This window comes from Leisingera sp. SA215 (assembly GCF_055902035.1).
The window spans coordinates 99827-116889 of record NZ_JBVVXU010000012.1; the positions used below are offsets into that span (position 1 = coordinate 99827).

15 protein-coding genes are annotated in these 17063 nt (G+C 63.7%); 1 reads left to right on the top strand and 14 read right to left on the bottom strand.

Annotated features, from left to right (window positions below; genetic code table 11):
* Window positions 1-13: 13 nt before the first annotated feature.
* Entirely contained in the window at window positions 14-1960 is a 1947-nt protein-coding gene (locus AC0KW6_RS14260) for an acetoacetate--CoA ligase (RefSeq protein WP_474035233.1), read from the bottom strand.
* A gap of 128 nt (window positions 1961-2088) precedes the next feature.
* Between AC0KW6_RS14260 and AC0KW6_RS14265 the strand changes: the two genes are divergently transcribed.
* Complete coding sequence (locus AC0KW6_RS14265) at window positions 2089-3075, top strand: GlxA family transcriptional regulator (protein ID WP_323775432.1); 987 nt, start codon at window positions 2089-2091, stop codon at window positions 3073-3075.
* Window positions 3076-3098: 23 nt separating this feature from the next.
* Here the strand turns inward: AC0KW6_RS14265 and AC0KW6_RS14270 are convergent, their stop codons facing one another.
* The 13 genes from AC0KW6_RS14270 to AC0KW6_RS14330 all read right to left on the bottom strand — a co-directional run bounded on the left by AC0KW6_RS14270 (window position 3099) and on the right by AC0KW6_RS14330 (window position 16992).
* Window positions 3099-4001, bottom strand: coding sequence for a complex I NDUFA9 subunit family protein (locus AC0KW6_RS14270; RefSeq protein ID WP_474035234.1), 903 nt, complete (start codon window positions 3999-4001; stop codon window positions 3099-3101).
* Window positions 4002-4244: 243 nt separating this feature from the next.
* Window positions 4245-5282 carry an extracellular solute-binding protein gene (locus AC0KW6_RS14275; protein ID WP_474035235.1) on the bottom strand — a complete coding sequence of 346 codons (1038 nt, stop codon included), beginning with the start codon at window positions 5280-5282 and terminating at the stop codon, window positions 4245-4247.
* A 20-nt stretch (window positions 5283-5302) separates the two neighbouring features.
* Window positions 5303-6112: an ABC transporter permease gene (locus AC0KW6_RS14280; RefSeq protein ID WP_474035236.1), complete on the bottom strand. Its 810-nt coding sequence runs from the start codon at window positions 6110-6112 to the stop codon at window positions 5303-5305.
* A gap of 3 nt (window positions 6113-6115) precedes the next feature.
* Window positions 6116-7045: an ABC transporter permease gene (locus AC0KW6_RS14285; RefSeq protein WP_474035237.1), complete on the bottom strand. Its 930-nt coding sequence runs from the start codon at window positions 7043-7045 to the stop codon at window positions 6116-6118.
* Window positions 7045-8136, bottom strand: a complete 1092-nt coding sequence (locus AC0KW6_RS14290) for an ABC transporter ATP-binding protein (RefSeq protein WP_474035238.1) — start codon at window positions 8134-8136, stop codon at window positions 7045-7047. Before AC0KW6_RS14290 ends, AC0KW6_RS14285 begins: the two co-directional genes overlap by 1 nt.
* A 321-nt stretch (window positions 8137-8457) precedes the next feature.
* On the bottom strand, window positions 8458-9609 hold the full coding sequence (gene argE, locus AC0KW6_RS14295) for an acetylornithine deacetylase (RefSeq protein WP_474035239.1): 1152 nt from the start codon (window positions 9607-9609) through the stop codon (window positions 8458-8460).
* A complete protein-coding gene (locus AC0KW6_RS14300; protein WP_323775439.1) occupies window positions 9602-9808 on the bottom strand; it encodes a dodecin in 207 nt (68 codons plus the stop codon). Before AC0KW6_RS14300 ends, argE begins: the two co-directional genes overlap by 8 nt.
* Window positions 9809-9819: 11 nt before the next feature.
* Entirely contained in the window at window positions 9820-11889 is a 2070-nt protein-coding gene (locus tag AC0KW6_RS14305; RefSeq protein WP_474035240.1) for an oxidoreductase, read from the bottom strand.
* 105 nt (window positions 11890-11994) lie between these two features.
* Window positions 11995-12933, bottom strand: coding sequence for a LysR substrate-binding domain-containing protein (locus AC0KW6_RS14310; RefSeq protein WP_474035241.1), 939 nt, complete (start codon window positions 12931-12933; stop codon window positions 11995-11997).
* A 27-nt stretch (window positions 12934-12960) separates the two neighbouring features.
* Complete coding sequence (locus AC0KW6_RS14315; protein WP_474035242.1) at window positions 12961-14457, bottom strand: aldehyde dehydrogenase; 1497 nt, start codon at window positions 14455-14457, stop codon at window positions 12961-12963.
* A 26-nt stretch (window positions 14458-14483) separates the two neighbouring features.
* Window positions 14484-15158, bottom strand: a complete 675-nt coding sequence (locus AC0KW6_RS14320; RefSeq protein WP_323775443.1) for a DUF1028 domain-containing protein — start codon at window positions 15156-15158, stop codon at window positions 14484-14486.
* 83 nt (window positions 15159-15241) lie between these two features.
* Window positions 15242-15658, bottom strand: coding sequence for a RidA family protein (locus AC0KW6_RS14325; RefSeq protein ID WP_323775444.1), 417 nt, complete (start codon window positions 15656-15658; stop codon window positions 15242-15244).
* Window positions 15659-15717: 59 nt separating this feature from the next.
* The gene (locus AC0KW6_RS14330) at window positions 15718-16992 is read right to left on the bottom strand and encodes a flavin-containing monooxygenase (protein ID WP_474035243.1); all 1275 of its coding nucleotides are present in this window, start codon (window positions 16990-16992) and stop codon (window positions 15718-15720) included.
* Window positions 16993-17063: the final 71 nt, after the last annotated feature.

The window sequence follows — 17063 nt, forward strand, 5'->3', positions numbered from 1 at the left end:
CGCTCCTTTGGGGTTAAGCTTGCAATTCAGGGTGATCCGCAAACAGCGCCAGCGCCTGCGGGTTGGCGAGGCCGGAGAGGTTGCGGACCGGGTGTTTGTTCACCACGTCGCGCACCGCCAGCTCGGCGGTCTTGCCGGATTTGGTGCGCGGGATGTCAGCGACGGCGATGATCTTTGCAGGCACATGCCGCGGTGAGGCGTTCTTGCGGATTTCAGTTTTGATACGGAGGGATAACTCATCGTCCAGTGCGACGCTTTCGGCCATGACCACAAACAGCACCACCCGCACGTCGTTGTCGGAATTTTGGCCGACAACCACCGCGTCCGACACCTCCTCGATCTTGTCGAGCTGGCGGTAAATCTCCGCGGTGCCGATCCGCACACCGCCGGGGTTCAGGGTTGCGTCCGAGCGGCCCAGCACGACAAAGCCGCCGTGCCCGGTTCGGATGGTGAAATCACCCTGCCGCCAGATGTTGGGATAGGCCTCGAAGTAGCTGGCGCGGTAGCGCGCGTTGCCCGGATCGTTCAGAAACCGCACCGGCATCGACGGGTGCGCATTGCGGCAGACCAGCTCGCCCGCCAAGCCCTCCACAGATTCGCCCTGATCGTTCAGGGTGGCCGCATCCAGCCCCAGCATCGGCGCCTGGATCTCGCCCTGATGCACCGGCAAAACCGGGCAGCCGCCGATGAAACAGCCCAGAATATCGGTGCCGCCGCAGATCGAGGCCAGCTGCACATCCGCCTTCCAATCAGCATAGACATGGGCAAACCCCTCCGGCGACAGCGGCGAACCGGTGGACAGAACCACCCGCAGCGCAGCCAGGTCATGGCTGTCCGCGGGCCGGTTCCGGCGCTTGAGAGAGGCGTCTATGTATTTGGCGGAAATACCAAAATGGGTGACTTTCTCCGTCTCGGCCAGATCGAACAGGCGGCGGATACCGGGATGCATCGGGTTGCCGTCGAACAGCACGATCACGGCCTCGGAGGCCAGCGCCGCCACCTGCCAGTTCCACATCATCCAGTTGCAGGTGGTGTAATAAAACATCCGGTCGCCCGGGCGCAGGTCGCAGTGCAGCTGCTGCTCCACCAGCATCCGCAGCAGGGTGCCGCCGCCGGAATGCTCGATGCACTTGGGCTTGCCGGTGGTGCCAGAGGAGAACATCACATAAAGCGGGTCGCGGAACCCCATCGGGCGGCAGTCCAGCGCCGGGGCGTCATCCTGTTTGAACGCTTCATAGGCCTCCATGCCCTCCGGCAGATCCGCAGCCTCCCCGGCATAGGGCCAGACCACGATGCGTTCGATCGACGGCACCCGGCCGGCGACCTCGGCAATCGCTGCACGGGTGTCAAAGGTCTTGCCGTTATAGAAATAACCGTCGGCGGCGAACATCAGCTTGGGTTCGATCTGACCCAAACGATCCACCACCACATCCGGCCCGCTTTCCGGCGCGCAAGAGGACCAGACCGCCCCCAAGGACGCCGTGGCCAGCATCGCCGCCACGGTCTGCGGCATGTTCGGAACGTAACCGGCCACATGATCGCCAGCGCCGATTCCGGCCTCCCGCAGCGCGGCGGCCAGCTGCTCGACCTCGCGTTTCAACTCCGCGCGGGTCCAGACCATGCGGCGGCCGTCCTCGCCACTGAACACAATGGCCTCGCGCCCATCGGCGTTCTTCAGGAAGGTGTCCACGACGTTCAGCCGCGCCTCGGGGAAGAACCGCACCTGCATCGGGTCGGCATCCGGCAGCAGAGGCACCCCGCCCTGGTCCCCCGCCAGTCCGCAAAACTCCCAGGCCAGCGGCCAGAACGCCTGCGGCCGCGCAACCGACCAGGCGTGCAGATCCGCGAACCTATCCAGCGCCGTGCCGGCAGCGGCAGCGGCTTGCGCCATGAAATCACACAGCAAAGGTTTGCGGCGCGCCGAAAGATCCGGCTGCCAAAGAAGGGGAGCAGTTGTCATGGGACTATCTATAATTAGAGAGCAGTCGTCGGTTCAGCATCGGCGGATCGTCAAGAAGCTTGACTTTCCGCGTCAATAGCGCAGGAAATGCCGCCACGCTTATACAGTTCCGGTCAAATAACACACAAATGCCGCCAAACCCGCCGCCAATCTTTGAATTTCTGCTGTTCGACGGATTTTCGAACATGGTGCTGGCCAGCGCCATGGAACCCCTCCGCGATGTGCGGATGAACGCAGGCCAGGAAACGGCGGGCTGGCGGGTCGCTACGTTGGACGGGGCGCCGGTCCGCAGTTCCAGCGGTCTGCAGATTACTCCGGACGGCGCGTTTGACGCAGGCGCCGGCAACCGCACGCTGGTGCTGGTTGCAGGCTACCGCGTGCGTGAACAGCTCAGCCCGGCGCTGCTTGCAAAACTCAGGACCGCCACCCGTCAGGCCAAGCTGGTTCTGGCACTGGACACCGCCGCCTGGCTGCTGGCCGCCGCAGGGGTGCTGGATGGCCATGCCGCAACGATCCACTGGCAGGAACTGGACGCCTTTGCCGAGGCCTTTCCCAAGACCGGGGTTTCCACCGCGCGGTTTGTGCGCTCGGGCCCGTTCATGACGTGCGGCGGGGCCAGCACCGCGCTGGATTTGATGCTGAACCTCATCCAGGATCTCTATGGCTCGGCTGCGGCCTTTGGCGCCTCGACCATGTTTGTCTATGACCCATCGCGCCAGTCGGAACTGAACCGCGGCGCTGCCCGGCTGGAGCAGAAGGGCTCGCCCAAGGTGCTGAAAGCCGCAAACCTGATGGCAGAGACAATCGAGGCGCCACTGAACAGCGCTGACCTGGCAAGGCGGGTATCGCTGTCGGAGCGCACTCTGGCGCGGGCGTTTCAGCGCGATTTGGGGATGACGCCGGGCAAATACTACAAGATGCTGCGGCTTCAGCACGCCCGTTACCTGTCCGAGGAAACCCACCTGAGTCTGGAGCAGATCGCGCTGCGCTGCGGGTTTTCTTCCGCTTCCTCGCTGGGGCGGTCGTACAGCGGGCTCTACGGCCGCACCCTCCGCGAGGCGCGGGCTCAGGAACGGCCTTGGGTGGCTTCCGGCCATAACGCCAAGGACCGCTAGGACACAGCAGCCGGCAGCGGTGCTCAGACCAGTCCCATGGCGATGGCGGAGTGCGGTTCGATCCCGAGATCGGCAAAGCCCGCCATCGCCTCACCGGCGGTATTGTCCTGCTGCATCAGGACGACCTGCGCCTGGGTCAGCGGCGGATTGCGCATCAGCCAAAGCACAGCCGCCGCCGCCCGCCACATTGCAAAAGGCACCGGCAGCAGCAACCGGCGGCGGCCGGAACGGACCGCCAGGCGCTGCAGGATGCCGCGATAGGTGAAAATATCCGGCCCGCCCAGCTCAAACACTTTTCTGCGCGCCCGCGGACCATCAAGCAACCGGCAGACGGCCTCGGCCACATCGCCTGCCCAGACCGGCTGCAAGCGCGTGCGCCCGGTGCCGAACAGCGGGATGACCGGCAGGCGGTCAACGAGTTTTTGCAGATCGCCGAAAAAGGCGCCGGAGCGGCTGAACATCACGCTGGGGCGCAATACGATGGCGCCGGGGCAGAGACTGCGGATTGCGGCCTCGCCTTCGGCGCGGGCGCGGACATAGGCCGAGACAGAATGCAGGCTGGCGCCGATTCCGGAAATGTGGATCAGGCGCTGACCGTCGTCCAGGCGCACCAGCCGGGCAATTCTTTGGGCCCCATCGACGTGAACGTCCTTGAAGCTCTGGTGGCGGCTTTCGGTGTAACAGCCGATGCAATTGATCACAGCGCCAAAACCCGCCAGGGCCTGTGCCAATCCGTCCGGGTCTGACAGATCCGTCTTGACCAGGCGGATGCCGGTGCTGGCGGAGCCGCCCTGCGCTGCCGCAGCCTCCGGGAACCGTGTGCCGATGCTGACCCGGCAGCCGTGCTCCTGCAGCCGTTGCACCACCCGCCGGCCGAGAAACCCTGTGCCGCCAAGTACAATCACATTCCGGGCACTGGTGGTCATGGGCACGCGCTCCTCATCAGGCCGGGTACAACGGGCCGGCAACGCAGGGTCCTGCCATGCGCAGCGACCGCCCCAGGCGCGAAATGCACCGGACGGAAACAACCCTCGGCCAGCCACCACATAGCGCGGCAGCCCGTGCGGGCCAGTTGCGGCCAATCCGGCTGCCCCGCTATCGGGTTTGCGGTCCCGGCGGCACCCCGCTCGGGGGAGCGCAAGGGGCAGACAGCCCCCTCGCTTGCCTGCTCATTTCTTGAGGTTGGTCCAGATCTGGTCGTAGACTGCCTGGGTCTGCTGATCGCAGACTTCAATAAACACGCCCTCGCCCGCGTCTGCATGGGGGTTCTTTTCCGGCTGGGCGGCCAGCGCCGGGTCCAGGAACGCGCTTACCCCGGTCACACCGGCATTGTACTGCGCATAATTGGTGACCACGGCGATGTTTCCCGGCTCCAGCAGGAAATCCATGAATTTCAGCGCATTGTCCCGGTTGGGCGCGCCCTTCAGCAGAACGACGTTATCCATCCAGGCGATATAGCCCTGGGTCGGATAGGCATATTCCACATTGGCGCCTTCCTCGCGCGCCTTGGCCGCAAAGCCATCATAGATCTGCCCCACGGCGGCATCCCCCGACACCAGAACTTCCTTGGCGGTGTCAGAGTTGAAGGACGCCCAGTGCTGCTTGGCCTGTTGCAGCATCGCATTCAGCGCCTTCAGCTGTTCGCGGTCGGTGGAGCACTGCGGGATCCCCATATGCAGCGAGGCCATCGCCATCACCTCGCCCTGGCTGTCCAGCATGTTAATCTTGCCCGACAATTCCGCCGGCGGCTCAAACAGAATGGCGGTGGTCTGGATATCCCCGTCATAGGCATCCCGGTTCACTGCAAATGAGGTAGAGCCCCATTGATAGGGGATCGAGGACGCGCGGCCCGGGTCAAAGCCTGGATCGGCCCATACCGGCGCGATATTGCCTTTGTTCTCCAGCTCGCCGTCGGCGATGGTGTCCAGCAGACCCTCGCCCGCCATGATGCTGACCATGTAATCACCCGGCACCGCCAGGTCATAGGTGCCCATACCGCCGGCCTTCAGTGTCGCCAGCATTGATTCATTGGAGTCATAGGTGTCCATTGTCACCTCGATGCCGGTCTCCGCGGTGAATTTTACCAAGAGCTCCTGCGGCATGTATTCGAACCAGTGGTACAGCACCAGCTTGCCCTCGGCGGCGGCGGCATTGGCGGCCAGGCTCAGCGCAAACGCCGCGGCGCTGGATTTCAGCAGGGTTTTCATGATGTTACTCCCAGGTTGGATTATTTTGTGGTGTCGGATTTGCTGACGAAGTAGCTGATGGTGACCATCACCACCGAGACGCTCAGCAGCATCGTCGAGATCGCCATGATGTTGGGCTTGATGCCCTGTTTGACCGAGCCGAAAATCGCCGTCGGCAGGGTCTCAACCCCCGCGCCCTTGACGAAATTGGTGATGATGAAGTCGTCCAGCGAAACAATGAAGGCGAGCAGAAACCCCGAGATGATGCCCGGCGCCATCAGCGGCATCAGAATTCTGGTAAAGGCCTGCCGCCGGGTGGCGTAAAGATCCATCGCCGCCTGTTCAAAGCTGTCCTCGATTCCCTGCATCCGGGCCGAGATCGGTAGGTAGGCAAAGGGGATGCAAAAGGCGATATGGGCCACCAGAATAGTCATGTAGCCGCGGGTGAAGCCGATGGCGTTAAAGAAGATCAGCGTTGCCACCGCGGTGACGATCTCCGGCACCATCAGCGGCAGGCTGATCAGGCCAAACGACACCGTGCGCAGTTTGAAAGTGCCGCCGCGCACCATCGCCGTGGCCGCCAGCGTGGCAATTGCGGTGCTAGCAGTCGCCGCGATGATGGCAATCGTAAAGCTGTTGATCGCGGCGGCCTTGAACTTGCCGCTTTCCGGTCCGGTGAACACATCGGCGTACCAGCGCAGCGAGATGCCCTCCCAGTTGGTGATCGATTGGGAAGCATTGAAGCTGTAGATGGTGACGATCACCAAAGGGGCATAAAGCACCACCAGGCACAACAGGGTGATCGCGCGGAAGCCTGTGTAAGTCTTTATGTCGTTGTTTACATGCGCCATGGCTCAGCCCCCTGCCTTGTCTGCTTTGGCCTGCTGGCGGGCCGAGAACATCAGGATGACCAGCACCATACTCAGCAGCACCATTGATGCAGCAGCGCCGAACGGCCAATTGCCGGCATTGCCCTTGAACTGTTCCTCGATCAGCGAGCCGATCATGAAGTTCTTGGCTCCACCCAGAAGATCGGGCGCCAGGAACGACCCCATCGAGGGCACGAACACCAGGATGCAGCCCGCCACCACGCCCGGTTTCACCGCCGGCAGCACGATCCGGCGCAGGGTGGTCCATTTGCTGGCGTAAAGATCCGCCGCCGCCTCGGACAGCGAGAAGTTGTAGCGTTCCACCGCCGCATAGACCGGCAGCACCATGAACGGCAGATAGGAGTAGAACAGCCCCAGCTGCACCGCAAAGTTGGTGTTGACGATATGGATCGGGCTATCGATCAGCCCGGTGCCGATCAGGAAGTCATTCAGCGGGCCCTGGTCCCGCAGCAGGAACTTCATCGAAACGGTGCGGATCAGCAGGTTCACCCAATAGGGAATGGTGATCAGGAACACCCACATCGGCCGCGCATGTTCCGGCCGGGTGGCGATGAAATAGGCGGTCGGGAAGCCGATCACCAGGCTCAGCAGCGTTGCCGCCCCGGCCTGCCAGATCGAGCGCCAGAAGATGGTGATATAGGTCCATTCGATCGCCGGCGGCTCATCCCCGAACAGCCCGCGGTCAAAGAAGAACTGATCATAGGCCGAAAGGCTGAATTCCCAGATCACCCCGCCGCGGAATTCCTTGGTCAGGAAAGAATAGACCAGCATCATGCAGACAGGACCCAGCACAAAAATGCCAAGCACCGCCCAGGACGGCAGCAGCAGCCAGCCGCGGGCGTCCTTGTAGGTGTCTGCGCGGGCCGAGCCGCCGGTTGCTGCGCCTGCTGCCATCAGTCCATCAGGAGGCGCCCGGCCCCCAGCTCCATGTTGACGAAAATTTCGCTGCCCGGCTCGAAGATCCGCTTGTTTCCGCGGTCGGAATTGGAGGTCCGCACGATGAACTGCGGCCCTTCGGCCAGATCGACCAGAGTGCTGATGTCGGTGCCGACAAAGATGTTCTCGGCGACCCGCCCCCTCAGGCTTTCGGCCTCCACCGGCGCGTCGGACATGAACAGCCGCTCGGGCCGCACCGACATATGCACCTTGGCGCCGGTCCCTATGCCCTCGACCGAATTGCAGGACAGCGCCTGGCCGCCGCCCAGATGGCAGGTCGCTCGGCCGTTCATGACCTGATCCACCGACACCTCCAAAAGATTGGTCTCGCCGATGAAATCCGCCACAAACATATTGCGCGGCTGCTCATAGATCTCGGTCGGGGTGCCCAGCTGCTGCAACTCGCCTGCCGACATCACCGCGATGCGGTCGGACATGGTCAGCGCCTCTTCCTGATCATGGGTCACAAAGATGAATGTGATCCCGGTTTCCCGCTGCAGGTGCTTCAGTTCCAGCTGCATCTGCTTGCGCAGTTTCAGGTCCAGCGCCGACAGCGGCTCATCCAGAAGCAGGACTTTGGGCTGCGGCGCCAGCGCACGCGCCAGCGCCACACGCTGCTGCTGGCCACCGGAGAGCTGGGACGGTTTGCGGGCAGCGAACTGCGACAGCTGCACCAGCTCCAGCATTTCGCCTGCGCGGGTGCGAGCCTCAGCCTTGGACTTGCCGCGCATTTCCAGGCCAAAGGCGACGTTGTCCAGGTTCGTCATATGCGGAAACAGCGCATAGTTCTGAAACACCGTGTTCACCGGCCGCTGGTGCGGGGGAAGTTTGGCAATCTCCTCGCCAAACAGCAGGATCTCTCCTTCGGTCACATCCTCGAACCCGGCGATCATCCGCAAAAGCGTGGTCTTGCCGCAGCCAGACGGCCCCAGCAGGGTGAAGAACTCATTGTCCTCGATGGTCAGCGAGATCCGCTTGAGGGCTGTGAAATCGCCATAGCGCTTGACCGCATTGCGCACATCAATTGCGTTTGTCGTATTGCCGGGCACTTGCGCTTCCCCCTCTGCCGCATGTCGTTTGATCCAGCATAGGCAGCGGCGGGGGTGTGGCTAAGAATTGACTTCCTCAGCAAATGTTAGTCTGCGCCTAATCTTTTAAAGTTGTTCAGCGTCAATAGATTAGCATTTTCATGGCGAGACTTTCCGGGCGGGGAACTGCAGCGCTCCGCAGGGAAACCGGGATGCGCCCGGGGGACCGCATCCGCACGGCGCCGGGGGAAACGGGAAAATTGTCAGCTGACAATTCCGCTGGAACTCAAAGCCAAATCCGCCATCAGAACAAAGCCGCAGCATCCTGCGCCGCCCCTGCCGCTACTGTGTCAGGCCGCCGAGGATGCGGTCCATCATCGCATCGCAGGCCGTCAGCTGGCGCAGCTCCAGATATTCGTCGGGCTTGTGCCCCTGCCCCGCCATCGAGCCGGGACCGCAGACAACGGTCGGCACGCCCAGCTGATGGAAAAACCCGGCCTCGGTGCCAAAGGCAACTTTTGTGGTGCGGCTGCTCCGGGCGAGCGTCCGGGCATAATCGGCGACCGCACTGTCCGCTGGCACATCCAGACCGGGGTAGGCGTTGTATTGCTCCACCTCGATGCGGGCGTCCTTTGCCGGATAGCGGCCGGAAACCCGGTCTGCCGCGTCCCGGATGCGCGCCAGTATGTCCGCGCCCCGGTCAGCCGCCAGATGGCGGTATTCAAAAGTCAGCTCAGCCCGGTCCGGCACGATATTGAGCGCGGTGCCGCCGGACATTTTCCCCGCGTGGACAGTGGAATAGGGCACGTCATAGGCTGCGTCCTGCGGGCCATTGGCTGCGAAATCAGCCTGCAGCGCGCGCAGTTCGGCCAGCAAGTCCGCCGCCAGGTGCAGCGCGTTGGTAAAATCCGGCGCCAGGGCGGAATGGCCGCTTTGGCCGTGGCACACAGCTCGCAGGGCAGCCTTGCCCTTGTGGCCGATGGCCACCTGCATTTCCGTTGGCTCTCCCACGATACAGGCCCGCGGGCTGCCGATCAGCGGTGCCAGCCGCTCCAGCATTTGTTGAATGCCGACGCAGCCGACTTCTTCGTCATAAGACAGCACAATTTTCAACGGCTCGTTCAAATTTACTGATGCCGCCCGGTCCGCCAGCGCCAGAACACTGGCCGCATATCCCTTCATATCGGTGGTACCGCGGCCATAGATGCGCTCGCCCTCGCGGGTCAGTCGGAAAGGGTCGCGGGTCCACTCCTGGCCGTCCACCGGCACCACATCAGTATGCGCCGACAGCAGAACCCCCGGCCCTGCCAGGCCTTTTTCGGCATAAAGCCCCGTTTTGGTGCCATCCGGCGACGGCAGCCGCGTCACCGCAAAGCCGCGCTCCACCAGAAAGGCCCCGGCATAGGCGGCCAGGTCCAGATTGGAGTTGCGGCTGACCGTGTCAAACGCGATCAGCCGCTCCAGGATCTCCAGCGTCCGTGACGTGTCAGTCAAGCCGGAACCCGATTTTGAGCGCGACCTGGTAGTGCGCGACCTTGGCGTTCTCGACATGGCCGCGGATCTCGCCGACCTCGAACCAGCTGATGTGGTCGATGGTCTTGGACGCTTTGGCAATCGCGCCGCTTACCGCATCCTCGATGCTGCTGGCGGAGCTGCCCACCACATCGACCGTCTTGTAAATTGAGTCACTCATCACTTTTCTCCTCACTCTGCAGCCAGCTCGGTGATCTCGCGGCGGAATGGCAGCGCATCGCCGATATCCGGCTCATCCAGCTCCCGCGCATAACGGTGGCCTGCGTAAGTAGCCCACGCAATCGGCCCCGGCGCGTTCGCATCGCCGATCAGTTTGACCGATTTGATGCCTGCGTCCAGCCATTCCGCCTCGCGGGAGAGGAGATTTTCATAAAGCCCATCGTTACCAATGCGCGAAGCGACCATCACAACCGCGTCCGCCTCGATATTCCAGGTGCGGTCCGTATAGGTGCAGTTGGAGACCACATAACCGGCGTGGATTTCACTAATGCCCTGATTGAGAACGATTTCCACCCCGGCGTCGACCAGCCGCGGATGGATCGCCACCTGCTCCAGAGTGTTGTTGGTCCAGTCGCTGACATAGGCCGAGGGTGTCACCAGCGTCACCTGCGCGCCTTTTGACGCCAGCAGCTCGGCCAGCACCCCGCCCATGTAATAATGGTCATCATCATAAACCACCACACGGCCTTCGGGGATGGTGCCGTCCATCAGGTCATCGGGGGTATAGATCCTTGCGCCTGCGGCAATCGGCATCGGCACCACGTGCTGGCGCGCGACCCCGTCGGCGCGCCATGTCGCTCCGGTTGCGATGCAGATGTTTTCAAAGCCGAATTCCAGAATGCTGTCCGCATCCAACGGGCTTTCGCGGTAGATCTCCACATTCGGGCGCTGGCTCAGCTGGTAGTCGCGGTAATCCACCACCCGGCCCCAGGCGTTGAGGCCCGGCAGCATGCGTTCGCGCGTTACCCGGCCGCCGATCACATCCTTGGCCTCGGCCACCGCCACGTCATAGCCGCGGCGGCACAGCGCCCAGGCGGCCTCCAGACCAGCCGGGCCGGAGCCGACCACCAGCACGTTATCGCTGCCGCCCTTGGTGTTCATCTTTTCCGGATGCCAGCCCTTGCGCCATTCCTCCATAAAGGTCGGGTTCTGGGTGCAACGGCTGATCGACATGGTCATGTCGCCGGTGATGCAGATGTTGCAGCCGATGCATTCGCGGATGTCCTCGATGCGGCCTTCCTCGATCTTCTTCGGCAGGAAGGGATCGGCAATCGACGGCCGCGCGCAGCCGATGAAGTCGAGCGTGCCGGATTTCACCATCCTGGCCATCACGTCGGGGCTGGTGAAGCGGCCGACACCGACGATGGGTTTCTCCGTCAGCTCATGAATGCCGCGCACCAGCTGTTCCTGCGCGGCCTCTTCCTTGAAACGGCTGGGGCCGGAACAATCCTCCCACGTCCCCTGCGCCAGGTCCCACAGATCCGGCAGGTCCTTGTTCATCTCGATATAGTCGCGCAGCTCGGCGTTGGAAAAACCCAGCTCGCCGATGGTTTCGTCCAGGCTGACCCGCAGCGTGATCGCCATGCTGTCGCCCACCGCATCGCGCATGTCCGCGATGACTTCCTGGCTGAACCGCGCGCGGTTCTCCAGGCTGCCGCCGTACTCATCAGAACGCTGGTTGGTCGCCCGGCTCAGGAAGTGCTGGAAAATGCCGAACCCATGCGCGCCATAAAGGCAGATCAGGTCGAAGCCAGCGTCCTTGGACCGTTTCGCCGCATTCACGAACCAGCGGCGCAGATCCCTGATGTCCTGCTTGTCCAGCGCGCGCGCCTGCACCGGGTCATTGGTAAAGGTGCGGATCGGCAGCGCCGAGGGCGCCAGCGGCACTTCCTTGGAATAAAGGTTCGGCCCGTTGATCCCGGAATAGGCCAGCTGAATGCCGGCCAGCGCGCCGTGCGTCTTCATCCGCTCCGACATCTTCCTGAGCTGCGGGATATCCTTGTCCTCCCACAGGCGCAGTTCGATAAAGGGGGTGATCTCGCTGGTGTGGTGCATCTCGCATTGTTCGGTGAAAATCACCCCCCAGCCGCCTTCGGCCTTGATGCCGCGCATCGCTGCCGCCGCCGACGGATCGCGGTAACCGCCGCCGTTGCAATGCGGCACCTGGTAAAACCGGTTCTTGGCGGTAAGCGGGCCGATCTTCATCGGCTCGAAAAGAATGTCATAGCGGGGATCGCGCAATTTCCATCTCCTTTGGTGCAAGAGCACTCAAAGGGTACAGGACTGGGCGGGGCGCGAAAGGTCAGCTTGCGGAAGCATTGATTAGCCTGCCGCTAAGCCGCTGGCCTACCCCTGCGGTACGGCGTTCAAACCGGGCAAGGCGCCGGCCTTCACCAAGTCCGTGCAATGCTCGACAAAGGAGCGGATGGTGATTGAGTTTTCCGAGTCCGGTGCCATCAGCAGCCCCATCCGCATCGGCCGCAAATCGCCCTTCAGCGGGATGAACTTCAGCGTCTTGCCGTCGGGGGACTGGTCATTGATGGGACGGATATTGGCAATCGAATAGCCGTATCCATTGGCTACCAGACTGCGCATCACCGCGATGTCGCGGGTGCGTTCGGCCACGTTGGGCTTGATCCCGGCCTCATGGAAAAACGACAGGAAGTACTCGGCGCTGAACGGCAGGTCCAGCAGCACCATCGGATGCTCGCGCAGTTCCTTCACCGTGACCTCCGGCAGATCCGCCAGCGGATGCCCCTCGCCGACCAGCGCATAGGGCGGCAGCTCCGCCAGGGTGATGAACCGCAGATCCGCCGGAATATCCAGATTGTAGGTCAGCGCAATGTCCAGCTCCGCCCGCCGGATGCCGCTGAAAATTGCCGCCTGATCCAGCTCGATCTGGCGCACATGCACGTCCTTGTAGCGGTCCTCGAACCCGCGCCGCACCGAGGGCAGCACCACCTGGGCAAAGGTCAGCAGGCAGCCGATCGCCAGCGGCCCCCGCACCTGGCCGGAGATATCGCCGGCAATATCCATCAGCCGGTCCGCCTCGTGCAGGACGCTGCGGGCCTGCTCCAGCATCACCCGCCCCGCCTGGGTCAGCGCCAGCCCTTGCGCGTGCTGGCGCACAAACAGCGGCAGCCCGAATTCCTGTTCAAGCTGCGCAATCGCCGCCGAGATCGACGGCGACGACACGTTCACTTTCTCCGAGGCCAGCGCGATTGAGCCCGCCTCCCCGACCGCAACGAAATACTCCAACTGGCGCAGCGTGTATCTGACTGGCAAGGGCAGGCTCTCCCGGGGCTTGGCGGATCAGGTCTTGTACTTGATCCAGGTGGTCTTCAGCGCAGTGTACTTCTCCAGCGAGTGCAAGGACAGGTCCCGCCCGAAACCGGACTGTTTCATGCCCCCGAACGGCGTCTGCGCCGACAGCGCGTCCACCGTGTTAACCGACACCGTGCCCACCTGCAGGCGGTCCGCCACCCGGCAGGCGCGGCTGAGGTTATCGGTCCAGACCGATGCCGCCAGCCCATAGACCGAGTCATTGGCCATTGCGACGGCCTCATCCTCGCGGTCAAAGGGAATAACCGACAGCACAGGGCCAAAAATCTCATCCCGCGCCAGCGGGTCGCCGTGGCTGACGTCATCAAAAATCGTCGGCTGCACGAAACATCCCTTGCCATCCACGGTGATCCGTTCGCCGCCCGCCACCAGATTGGCTGATGCCTTGCCCGCCTCGACAAAACGCAGGATGCCCTCGGTCTGTTTCTCATCCACGATGGCCCCCATTTTCGACGCCGGATCCAGCGGATCGCCCGGCTGGGTGGCTTCGGCGCGGGCAATCAGCTTCTCGACAAATTCCTGCTGAATCGAACGTTCCACATACAGCCGCGAGTTGGCAGAGCAGACTTCGCCCTGGTTGAAGAAAATCCCGAAGGCCGCCATATCCGCCGCCGCCTCCAGATCCCCGCAATCGGCAAACACCAGATTGGGGCTCTTGCCGCCGGTCTCGGGCCAGACCTGTTTCAGGTTCGACTGGCCGGAATACTGCATGAACATCTTGCCGATGGCAGTCGATCCGGTAAAGGCAAGGCAATCCACATCCATATGCAGCCCCAGCGCCTTGCCCGCGGTGGCGCCATAACCCGGCACCACGTTGAAGACCCCGTGCGGAACTCCGGCTTCCGCCGCCAGCTCCGCCAGCCGCAGCGCGCTCAGCGGCGATTGCTCCGCCGGCTTCAGCACAACCGAATTGCCCGCCGCCAGCGCCGCCGCCGCCTTCCAGGTCGCCATGTCCAGCGGGAAGTTCCAGGGCGTCACCGCCCCCACCACCCCCAAAGGCACGCGGGAGACCAGCGCCAAATCGCCCGGCCCGGTCGGCGCCACCTCGTCATAAATCTTATCGATGGCCTCGGCGTGCCACTGGAAGAAATGCGCCGAGCCGGGCGCATCCACCGTCGCCGCATCGGTCACCAGCTTGCCCATGTCGAGCGAATCCAGCAGCGCCATCTCCTCCAGATTGGCGCGGATCAGGTCGGCCAACCGCAGCAGCACCGCCTTGCGATCCCCCGGCGCCATCCGCGACCAGCGCCCGTCCTCGAACGCGCGGCGCCCGGCGGCCACCGCGCGGTCCACATCCTCGCCGCCGCATTCGGCCACCTGCGCCAGAACCTCGCCCGTCGCCGGGTTCACGCTGGCAAAGGTTTTCCCCGACGCGGCATCCGTGAATTTGCCATCAATGAAAGCCTGCCCGCGGAAAGACAGCGCCGCCGCGCGGCTTTTCCAGTCGTCATAGCTGTAGTCCAGCATCTCTTTCCCTCCCTGATCCGCCACAGTCATTCGTCGCCGGGCACGCCGTAGGACGGCGCCTCCCGCGGGTCGAGCGCACGCTGCACATAGGCGTCCAGCTGCGGCTTGTAGATCTCCCAGGCGGCGGCAATGTTCTCGATGGGGCAGTCCCCGGTCCAGTCGCAGCGCAGATCCGCCACCGGCCAGCTCACCTTGTCGACGAGTTTCATGCCTGCCGAATGCACCGGCCCGGCTTCGCCGCCCGCCGCCAGCCCGGCGCGCATCGCGGCAATCAGCCGGTCGCCCAGATGCCCTTCAGCCGACTGAAACCCGTCCACAACCGCCTGGCACACCCCGTCATTGGCCAAAAGATTGCCGCCCGAGGCCGCGTCCTTGCCTTCCGCCTGGGTCCAGATCCCCAGGGAATTCGGCCCCGAATGAATGGCGGTGCCGCCGATGCTGTCCACCGCCAGCACCTGCCGGTAGTCGATGAACCGGCCGATCTCGCGCACCTTGGCCACCGCCGCCGCGGCGGTCATGCCCTGCTCCATCAGATCCAGCGCCAGCGGGCCGAGGCTGGGATCGGTCACATTCTGGCTCGCCACCGCGCCAACGCCGGCGCGGGCAAAGGCACAGCGCGCCGCCACCGCCGGCGAAGAGGACGAAACCGCCACCCCGAACATGCCAGTCTGCGCACAGCGCGCCACAAGCGAAAAGGTCATTGCCGAACTCCCTGCTGCTTCTTTCTGGTTAAAAATTCTCCCGGGGGAGTGCGAGCGGGCAGGCAGCCCCCTCGTTTCCGCCCTTACTCCGGAATCACCGCCGTGCCGTCGATCTCCACCAGCCAGTCGGGCCGCGCCAGCGCCTGCACCACCAGCCCGGTCGAAACCGGATGCACGCCCTTGATGTATTCGCCCATGGTGCGGTAGACCGCCTCGCGGTGGCGCACGTCGGTGATATAGACCACCACCTTCACCAGATGCTCCATCGAGCCGCCTGCCTCCTCGATCAGCTGCTGGATGTTCTGCATCACCTTATGGGTCTGCTCGGCCGGATCGTGGCTGTCGATGTTCTTTGCATCCTCCAGGTTCTGCGGGCACTGGCCGCGCAGGTAGACGGTCTTGCCGCCGCTGGTCACCACCGCCTGGCACAGATCGTTGTCCAGGTTCTGTTCCGGATAGGTGTCAGAGGTGTTGAATTTTCGGATACGGATATGGGCCATGGTGTCCTCCTGGCGTGGCGGGATATCGGCGCCGCCGGGGCATCGCCCGGCGGCAGGGGTCAGACAGCGTCCGCGCGGGGCTCGCCGGAACGGCTGTAGCCCTCATAGTGGCGCTGGATGGCGATCTGGTCGGCCACATGCTTGGCATCATGCCAGACCCCCCAGATAAAGGTCGAGCCGCGCCGCGTCTGCCAGGGCAGCCCCAGGAAATAGATCCCCGGCTCGGCCGACACGCCGCGCTGATGCTGCGGACGGCCTTCGGCGTCAAAGGCATCGACCTGCATCCAGCTGAAATCCTGGCGGAAACCGGTGGCCCAAAGGATCGTGCTGATGCCTTCCTTTGCCAGATCCAGCGCCCGGACCGGATCGGTCAGGCTTGCGGGGTCCGGGAACGCCCGGCGCGCGTCCGGTTCCTCCGGCAGATCAATCCCGGTGCGGGCCACATAGGCGTCGGCCAGGTCCAGCAACTTCAGGTAATCGGCGTCGCCGCTGGCGATGTTGTCCTGCAGGTCGCCGGCAAAATTCAGCACCCCGGCCTCATAGGATTCCGTCAGCCCCAGAAGGGTCACGCCCTCGCCGGCCAAGCGGCGGAAATCCATAGTCCGGCCGCCGTAGGCGCCGCTGACCGAGATCGTCACATGCTCCTTGCCCGGCTCCATCGCCGCCTGGTCCCACAGGCCCAAGACCCCCAGCCACCAGACAAAATCGCGGCCCCGGTACATCCGCGGCGGGCGGTCGTGCGGGCCGACCGACAGATACACCTTGCGGCCCGCCCGGTTCAGCTCATCGGCGATCTGTGCGCCGGAAGAGCCGGCACCGACCACCAGCACGGCGCCTTCGGGCAGCTGCTCAGGGTTGCGGTAATGGAAGGAATGCAGCTGATTCACCTCGGCACTTTCCGGCACCAGCGGCGGGATCACCGGGTGCTGAAAGGCGCCGGTTGCAGCCACAATCCGCTGCGTCTCGATCACCCCGCCCGAGGTTTCGACCCGAAAACCGCCCTGCCCTTCGATCCGGGTGGCGCTGGTCACCTCAACCCCGGTGCGGACGGGGGCCTTGATCCGTTCGGCATATTCGGCAAAGTAATCCGCCACCCGCTCCTTGCCGGCAAAGGCCTCCGGATCGGTGCCGGTGAATTCGAGATTGGGAAAGCGGTCATGCCAGGCCGGGCCGTTTGCCACCAGCGAATCCCAGCGCCCGGTGCGCCAGGCCTCGGCGATGCGGTTCTTTTCCAGCACCAGATGCGGCACGCCATGGCTGGTCAGATGCTCGCTCATGGCAACGCCCGCCTGACCCGCACCGACTACCAGCGTGTCTATCTTTTCAATCGCCATCCCGAAACCCTCTCCTGACACTGCGGCAAGGGCTGCCCTTGCCGGTCTTCCCCATCAGAAGTTCCACATTC

Excerpts from the sequence above, each read along its gene's own strand:
- AC0KW6_RS14270 (WP_474035234.1), bottom strand. The coding sequence starts at position 4,001 with ATGACCACCAGTGCCCGGAATGTGATTGTACTTGGCGGCACAGGGTTT.
- AC0KW6_RS14285 (WP_474035237.1), bottom strand. The coding sequence starts at position 7,045 with ATGGCAGCAGGCGCAGCAACCGGCGGCTCGGCCCGCGCAGACACCTAC.
- AC0KW6_RS14300 (WP_323775439.1), bottom strand. The coding sequence starts at position 9,808 with ATGAGTGACTCAATTTACAAGACGGTCGATGTGGTGGGCAGCTCCGCC.
- AC0KW6_RS14330 (WP_474035243.1), bottom strand. The coding sequence starts at position 16,992 with ATGGCGATTGAAAAGATAGACACGCTGGTAGTCGGTGCGGGTCAGGCG.
- AC0KW6_RS14275 (WP_474035235.1), bottom strand. The coding sequence starts at position 5,282 with ATGAAAACCCTGCTGAAATCCAGCGCCGCGGCGTTTGCGCTGAGCCTG.
- AC0KW6_RS14260 (WP_474035233.1), bottom strand. The coding sequence starts at position 1,960 with ATGACAACTGCTCCCCTTCTTTGGCAGCCGGATCTTTCGGCGCGCCGC.
- AC0KW6_RS14280 (WP_474035236.1), bottom strand. The coding sequence starts at position 6,112 with ATGGCGCATGTAAACAACGACATAAAGACTTACACAGGCTTCCGCGCG.
- AC0KW6_RS14320 (WP_323775443.1), bottom strand. The coding sequence starts at position 15,158 with ATGACCTTTTCGCTTGTGGCGCGCTGTGCGCAGACTGGCATGTTCGGG.
- AC0KW6_RS14325 (WP_323775444.1), bottom strand. The coding sequence starts at position 15,658 with ATGGCCCATATCCGTATCCGAAAATTCAACACCTCTGACACCTATCCG.
- AC0KW6_RS14265 (WP_323775432.1), top strand. The coding sequence starts at position 2,089 with ATGCCGCCAAACCCGCCGCCAATCTTTGAATTTCTGCTGTTCGACGGA.
- AC0KW6_RS14315 (WP_474035242.1), bottom strand. The coding sequence starts at position 14,457 with ATGCTGGACTACAGCTATGACGACTGGAAAAGCCGCGCGGCGGCGCTG.